Annotated in this window: 7 protein-coding genes; 5 read left to right on the top strand and 2 right to left on the bottom strand. The window is 65.4% G+C overall.

Annotated elements, in window-relative coordinates; genetic code table 11:
• Together cowN and ACLFQI_RS10595 are read right to left on the bottom strand one after the other, a co-directional pair.
• Positions 1-266, bottom strand: a 266-nt coding sequence (cowN, locus tag ACLFQI_RS10600; RefSeq protein WP_410759174.1) for a N(2)-fixation sustaining protein CowN, incomplete at its 3' end; no start/stop codon positions are given.
• A gap of 1 nt (position 267) precedes the next feature.
• Positions 268-1,158, bottom strand: a complete 891-nt coding sequence (locus ACLFQI_RS10595) for an SIR2 family protein (protein WP_410759173.1) — start codon at positions 1,156-1,158, stop codon at positions 268-270.
• Positions 1,159-1,573: 415 nt separating this feature from the next.
• Between ACLFQI_RS10595 and nifE the strand changes: the two genes are divergently transcribed.
• From nifE to fdxB, 5 genes are all read left to right on the top strand, one after another.
• Positions 1,574-3,124, top strand: a complete 1,551-nt coding sequence (gene nifE, locus ACLFQI_RS10590) for a nitrogenase iron-molybdenum cofactor biosynthesis protein NifE (protein WP_410759171.1) — start codon at positions 1,574-1,576, stop codon at positions 3,122-3,124.
• Positions 3,117-4,604, top strand: coding sequence for a nitrogenase iron-molybdenum cofactor biosynthesis protein NifN (gene nifN / locus ACLFQI_RS10585; protein ID WP_410759169.1), 1,488 nt, complete (start codon positions 3,117-3,119; stop codon positions 4,602-4,604). Before nifE ends, nifN begins: the two co-directional genes overlap by 8 nt.
• Complete coding sequence (locus tag ACLFQI_RS10580) at positions 4,601-5,089, top strand: NifB/NifX family molybdenum-iron cluster-binding protein (RefSeq protein WP_410759167.1); 489 nt, start codon at positions 4,601-4,603, stop codon at positions 5,087-5,089. The genes nifN and ACLFQI_RS10580 overlap by 4 nt, the downstream gene beginning before the upstream one ends.
• A 156-nt stretch (positions 5,090-5,245) precedes the next feature.
• Positions 5,246-5,698, top strand: coding sequence for a NifX-associated nitrogen fixation protein (locus tag ACLFQI_RS10575; protein WP_410759176.1), 453 nt, complete (start codon positions 5,246-5,248; stop codon positions 5,696-5,698).
• Between the two features lie 192 nt (positions 5,699-5,890).
• A partial coding sequence (gene fdxB / locus ACLFQI_RS10570) for a ferredoxin III, nif-specific (protein ID WP_410759165.1) occupies positions 5,891-6,195 on the top strand: 305 nt, incomplete at its 3' end.

Raw genomic sequence — 6,195 nt, 5'->3', positions numbered from 1 at the left:
TCAAGCGCCTCAAGCATCGCTTCCAGCTCGGACTCTTCCCAACGCTCAAGCAGCTCGCGCAGCGGGTTCAGATTGCAGTGGACGTGATAGAGCGCATCGTGCTTCGGGCCATTGCGGCCTTCGAGCTTCGCCTCGAAGTAGCTCCAGAACGGATCATCGCGCTCGCCGGCGCGCATCGCCGCGCGTAACGCGGTCACAAAACGCTCGGCATTGCCGTCGCAGTCGATGTCACGAAAACTGATGTAGCGGTCCGGACGTTGTTGCACCTCAGCACCCCACCTCAGTCGCACCTGCACCCGCTGCTTGCGCAGTCGCACTTGCGGGCGCCGTGAAGCCATCGGCGGCGAGCAGATCCTCGATCTCGGCCTCAATGATCTCGATGGTCTTCTTGGCGCAGTAACGCCGTTCCTTCTCGGTCGGATCCGTCATCAGTATCCAGCCGGCCGGCTCGCCAGCGGCGTGGATCACGTCCGACAGCACCATGCGCTCGGTATCGCGCGTCAGGCGCAGCCCGAGGAACAGGTACTGGCGCCCGACCCGATACTCCTTGAGGAAGCGCGGCAATCCGAAGCCGCCCATGAGTTCGGTCAGATAATCGACGAAGTCCGCATCCGAGGCGATATAGGTCGCGTCCGGGCGCGGACTGCCGAGCGGCTTGAACAGGATCGGCAATGCCGGATCGACCGCATCCTGCGCGACCTCCCGATAGCGCTCGCCATCATAGGCATGGATGCGAAAGCGATCGTCGGTACCGGCAATCCGAGCGATCCCACGGATCAGCGTATGCGGCCGATCCGCGTAGGAATCCTGCAGCTGGGTATCGCGGTTGATATCGATGACATAGTGCGGCGCGCGCTCGGCGAGCCAGTCGTGCAATGGGGCGCGCGTCCAATCGCGCTTGCCATAGGTGTGATCGAGGAACCGCGTCACCGCGCTGCGGCCGCGCTTCAGCTCCACATCCATGGCCGCGCGCGGAAACTCCCACATCAGCCGCTTCGACATCGGCCGGCCCTTGTTCATCGCCAGGATCAGGCTGTCGCTGTCGGCCGGCATCGGCGTGCCGGTCTCGCGTTCGACCACTGGCGCGAGCACGCCAGGGCCAAGATAGGGGATGAGATCGCCGCGACGCATCGCGGCGGCAAGATCGGATAGTTCCATAGGTTTTGACTTCCTCAGACGAACCGGCAAGTGACACTCAAGATGAATGAAGCAAATAAAGTGCCAAACTTGACGCCTGGTTCTTCGCCGCTCACAGACGGCCCTACAGGCTGTTACAAAGGTCGCAACCCCATCCCCTTGTGCGGTTTACGACAGCCGTCGTCACCCGGCCCTGCTTGGCCTGACGCACACCTCCGAGATGCTACGAGGGCTTCATCAGAATGGCTGTTTGGCTCGCGTAACAGTCTGAAATAAAAAGCAATATATGCGGTGATGGGGGTTTCTCGGTCTGCACCGGGCCAACCACATCCGTGCCGAGCCAACGCCAACAGCGGCGAATCGCCTATCTTCAGATCGAGTGGCACGATCCCTGCTTAAGTCTTCTGAAACGCTCCGCCGCTGAAAGATCCAAGGCATGAAGCAAAAAGACATCGCCGCGCTCTTAGACGAGCCCGCCTGTGAGCACAACACCAAGGCCAAGTCCGGCTGCGCCAAGCCCAAGCCTGGCGCCACCGCCGGCGGCTGCGCCTTCGACGGCGCCCAGATCGCGCTGCTGCCGATCGCCGATGTCGCGCACATCGTGCATGGCTCGATCGCCTGCGCCGGCAGCGCCTGGGACAACCGCGGCACCCGCTCCACCGGCCCGACCTTGTACAAGCTCGGCATGACCACCGATCTCACCGAGCAGGACGTGATCATGGGTCGCGGCGAGAAGCGGCTGTTCCATTCCATCAAGCAGGCCATCGACAGCTACGACCCGGCCGCGGTCTTCGTCTACAACACCTGCGTGCCGGCATTGATCGGCGACGATGTCGATGCGGTCTGCAAGGCCGCCGCCGAGCGCTTCGGCAAGCCGGTGATCTCGGTCGACGCGGCCGGCTTCTATGGCACCAAGAACCTCGGCAACCGCATCGCCGGCGAGACCATGGTCAAGCAGGTCTGCGGCGGTCGCGAGCCAGACCCGATCCCAGCCGGCATCGAGCGGCCCGGCTTCAAGGTGCACGACATCTCGCTGATCGGCGAGTACAACATCGCCGGCGAGTTGTGGCGCGTGTTGCCGCTGCTCGACGAGCTTGGCCTGCGCGTGCTCTGCACCCTTTCCGGCGATACGCGCTTCCATGAGGTGCAAACCATGCACCGTGCCGAGGTCAACATGATGGTCTGCTCCAAGGCCATGATCAACGTCGCGCGCAAGCTCGAGCAGGCCTTCGGCACGCCCTGGTTCGAGGGCAGCTTCTATGGCGTCGCCGATGTCTCGCAGGCCCTGCGCGACTTCGCCCGGCTGATCGACGACCCGGATCTGAGCGCGCGCGCCGAGGCGCTGATCGCCCGCGAGGAAGCACGCATCGATGCCGCGCTCGAGCCCTGGCGCGAGCGCCTGCGCGGCAAGCGCGTGCTGCTCTACACCGGCGGCGTCAAGTCCTGGTCGATCGTCTCGGCGCTGCAGGATCTCGGCATGAGCGTGGTCGCCACCGGCACGCGCAAGTCGACCGAGGACGACAAAGCGCGCATCCGCGCGCTGATGGGCGATGACGCGGTGATGATCGAGGATGGCAACCCGCGCCATCTGCTCGATCTCTACCGTCAGCAAGGCGCCGATCTGCTGGTCGCCGGCGGCCGCAATCAGTACACCGCCCTGAAGGCGCGCATCCCGTTCCTGGACATCAATCAGGAGCGCGAATTCGGCTACGCCGGCTACGACGGCATGCTCGAGCTGGCGCGGCAGATCTGCCTGACCATCGAGAGCCCGATCTGGGCCGCAGTGCGCAGTGCGCCGCCGTGGCGCAGCGTCGGCGCAGAGGCCACGGCCAGACCCGATGCGAATCAAACAGTCGCCGCCCCAGGTCCAGCGGCTGCGGCGGCGCCTGCTCGTTTCAGCGCCAGCACCGGCGGGCGCGAGAGTGCGGGTCTCGATCGCCCATCGGCAGCGCTTGCGCAGATGCCAACAGAGGCGGCCCATGACTAACCAGCGCATTCCGCAGACACCGGCTGACAATCGTTACCCTGAGCGGGAGCAGGTCGAGACCCGAGTCAGCCATCAGGCCGGCCCGCAGACTCCGCTCACCGGCCCCACCCTCATCAAGCGCAACAAGGCCCTCTCGGTCGCTCCGCTCAAGGCCAGCGCGACCCTTGGTGCCACCCTCGCCTTCCTTGGCATGCGCCGGGCGATCCCGATGTTACACGGCTCCCAGGGCTGCACCGCCTTTGGCAAGATCTTCTTCATCCAGCACTTCCGCGAACCCATGCCGATGCAGACCACGGCCATGGACCAGGTCAGCACCATCATGGGTGGCGATGACAGTGTCGTCGAAGGGCTGGCAACCATCTGCGCCAAGCATCGGCCGGCCCTGATCGGCCTTCCCACCACCGGCCTGGTCGAGACCCAGGGCGCCGATGTCTCGCGCGCCGTGCGAATGTTTCGCGACCGGCATCCGGAGTATGCCGAGGTCGCCATCGTCCCGGTCGCCTCGCCAGACTATAGCGGCTGTCTGGAGACCGGCTTCAACAGCGCCGTCAAGGCGCTGATTCATGCCTTGGTCCCCGAGGCGAGCGCCGCCGGCACCCGTCCCGGTCGGCGTCCGCGCCAAGTCAATGTGCTCGCCGGCTCGGCCCTGACCACCGGCGACATCGAACATCTGAAGGATCTGCTCGAACGCTTCCGGCTGCGCCCGGTGGTCGTGCCCGACATTGCCGATTCGCTCGATGGCCATCTCGTCGAGAGCGACTACAACGCCCTGACCATCGGCGGCACGCCGCTCGATGAGCTGGCGACGCTGGGCGATGCGGCAGCAACGCTGGCGATCGGTCGCTCGCTGAGCGGGGCCGCCGATCTGCTGGCCGAGCGCACGGGCGTACCGGACTATCGTTTCCCCCATCTGATGGGCCTGGAGACGATGGACCGGTTGATCGGTACGCTCGCCGAGATCAGCGCCGAGCCGGTGCCCGAGCGCATCGAGCGCCAGCGCTCGCAGCTCCAGGACGCCATGCTCGATGCCCACTTCTCGATCGGCCAGGGCCGGTTCGCGCTCGCCGCCGATGCCGATCTGCTGGTCGCCTTCTCGCAGTTGCTCGCGAGCATGGGTGCCGAAACCGTCGCTGCGGTGGCTCCGGTCAACGCGCCGAGCCTGGCCGAGGTCGCCGCCGCGCAGGTCAAGATCGGCGATCTGGAGGATCTCGAGCAGCTCGCGCGCGCCAACGGCGCCGAGGTACTGATCACCAACAGCCATGGCGTGCAGACCGCCGAGCGCTTGGGCCTGCCGCTGCTGCGCGCCGGCTTTCCGCAATTCGACCATGTCGGTGGCTGGCAGCGGCAATGGATCGGTTATCAGGGCACGCGCCAGACCCTGTTCGATCTCGCCAACATCATGCTCGGCCTGCACAAGGGCGAGATCGCGCCCTATCGCTCGCCGCTCAAGCAATGGCACGCGCAGGAGCACGCCGCATGACGACGATGACACGCCAGCTCAAGCTCGTCGGCAACGACGACGGCACCGCGCGTGACGCCGCCGCGATCAAGGTCGCCTTCGCCACCACCGACCGCAGGCACGTCAACCAGCATTTCGGTGCCGCCGAAGGGTTCGCGATCTACCGCGTCTCCGCGAGCGGTTATGAGCTGCTTGAGGTGACCGAATTCGGTCGCCTCGACATGGACGGCAACGAAGACAAGCTCGGCGCCAAGATCCAGGCGCTCGCCGGCTGCATCGCGGTCTATTGCCAAGCCATCGGCGCCTCGGCCATCGGTAAATTGCGCGCGCAAGGCATCCAACCGATCAAGGTCGCGCCCGAGAGCCTGGTCAGCAGCCAGTTGCACGCGCTCAAGCGCGAACTGCGCGACGGCCCCAGCGCCTGGCTCAAGCGCGCCATCGAACAGCAGAGCCCGCGCAGCGAGAGCCGCTTCGACGCCATGGCGGCCGAGGTCTGGGAGGAATGAGACCGGTGCCAGCCGACCGACCCCATTGCCGCCGATTCCGCTCCGCCGGCCGCTATCCGCCAATCCCCATCCGTCGCTCGACGGCTGACAACAACAGAAGACACGGAGAAGACAGTGACCATCGACACCCCTGAGGCCACATCCGCGACGCCGGCCATCGACCCGAACGATCCGGTGCTGAACACCGAATTCGCCACCGAGATGGTGCGTCAGATTCGCGCTATCGACCCCTATGGCGCCTACGACAACCTCTCGGCCGCCGAGGTGCTCGAGCCCTATGTGCTGACCAAGGAGAAGAAACGCGAGATCCCGATCGTCGGCGACCCGGACGAGATCGTCGTCGCCCGCATCCAGGCCTTCTATAACGCTATCGCGGTGATGATCGAGAAGGAATGCGGTCTGCGCGCGGTGCCCCTGCTGCACCTGACCCACGAGGGCTTCGGCCGCGTGTTGATCACCGTCGGCAAGCTGGTGGTGCTGGACCGCTCGCTGCGCGACGTGCACCGCTTCGGCTTCCCGTCGCTGTCGAAGATGAAGGACGAAGGCGACAAGCTGCTGTCGGTCGCGCTCGAGCTGATCGGCAACCACAGCAAGGTCGCCGGCCTTTGAGCGCGCCTTTCGAGCCAACGACCTGGGTTGACCGCCCGAGCAAGCCAATCGCCCACCCAGACACCCTGCATGGGCGAACCCGGATTCGCGGGCCGATCATGAGCGCGGCATCCTCAAGCCTTTTCCCTAGAACTCATGGCTGTGGGCCTGGCGCGACACAGCCGTTCCCCAACCACCCAGCGGAGCAAGCCAATGAGCACCATCACCGGACTCACCCGCGGCGGCGTCCAGTGGACCCCGGCCTTCATCGTCGATCTGAACCAGGCTAACTGCATCGGCTGCGGCCGCTGTTTCAAGGTCTGCCCCCGCGATGTCTTCGAGCTGATCGACCGCGACGAACTCGACCTCGATGATGACGACGATTTCGACGACGACTTCGACGAGGCCCCAGGCATGGTGATGAACCTCAAGGACAGCATGGACTGCATCGGCTGCGAGGCCTGTTCGCGGGTCTGTCCCAAGGGCTGCCTATCGCACGAGCCGCAGGCGATTGCCGC

The organism is Halochromatium sp., assembly GCF_046541315.1.
Taxonomy (GTDB): domain Bacteria; phylum Pseudomonadota; class Gammaproteobacteria; order Chromatiales; family Chromatiaceae; genus Lamprobacter.
The sequence above is the reverse complement of the archived record's forward strand: the minus strand, read 5'-3'. Positions and strand labels throughout refer to the sequence as shown.

What these genes read in the sequence shown, in the direction of transcription:
- ACLFQI_RS10595 (WP_410759173.1), bottom strand. Translation starts at nt 1,158, where the DNA reads ATGGAACTATCCGATCTTGCCGCCGCGATGCGTCGCGGCGATCTCATC.
- ACLFQI_RS10580 (WP_410759167.1), top strand. Translation starts at nt 4,601, where the DNA reads ATGACGACGATGACACGCCAGCTCAAGCTCGTCGGCAACGACGACGGC.
- nifN (WP_410759169.1), top strand. Translation starts at nt 3,117, where the DNA reads ATGACTAACCAGCGCATTCCGCAGACACCGGCTGACAATCGTTACCCT.
- nifE (WP_410759171.1), top strand. Translation starts at nt 1,574, where the DNA reads ATGAAGCAAAAAGACATCGCCGCGCTCTTAGACGAGCCCGCCTGTGAG.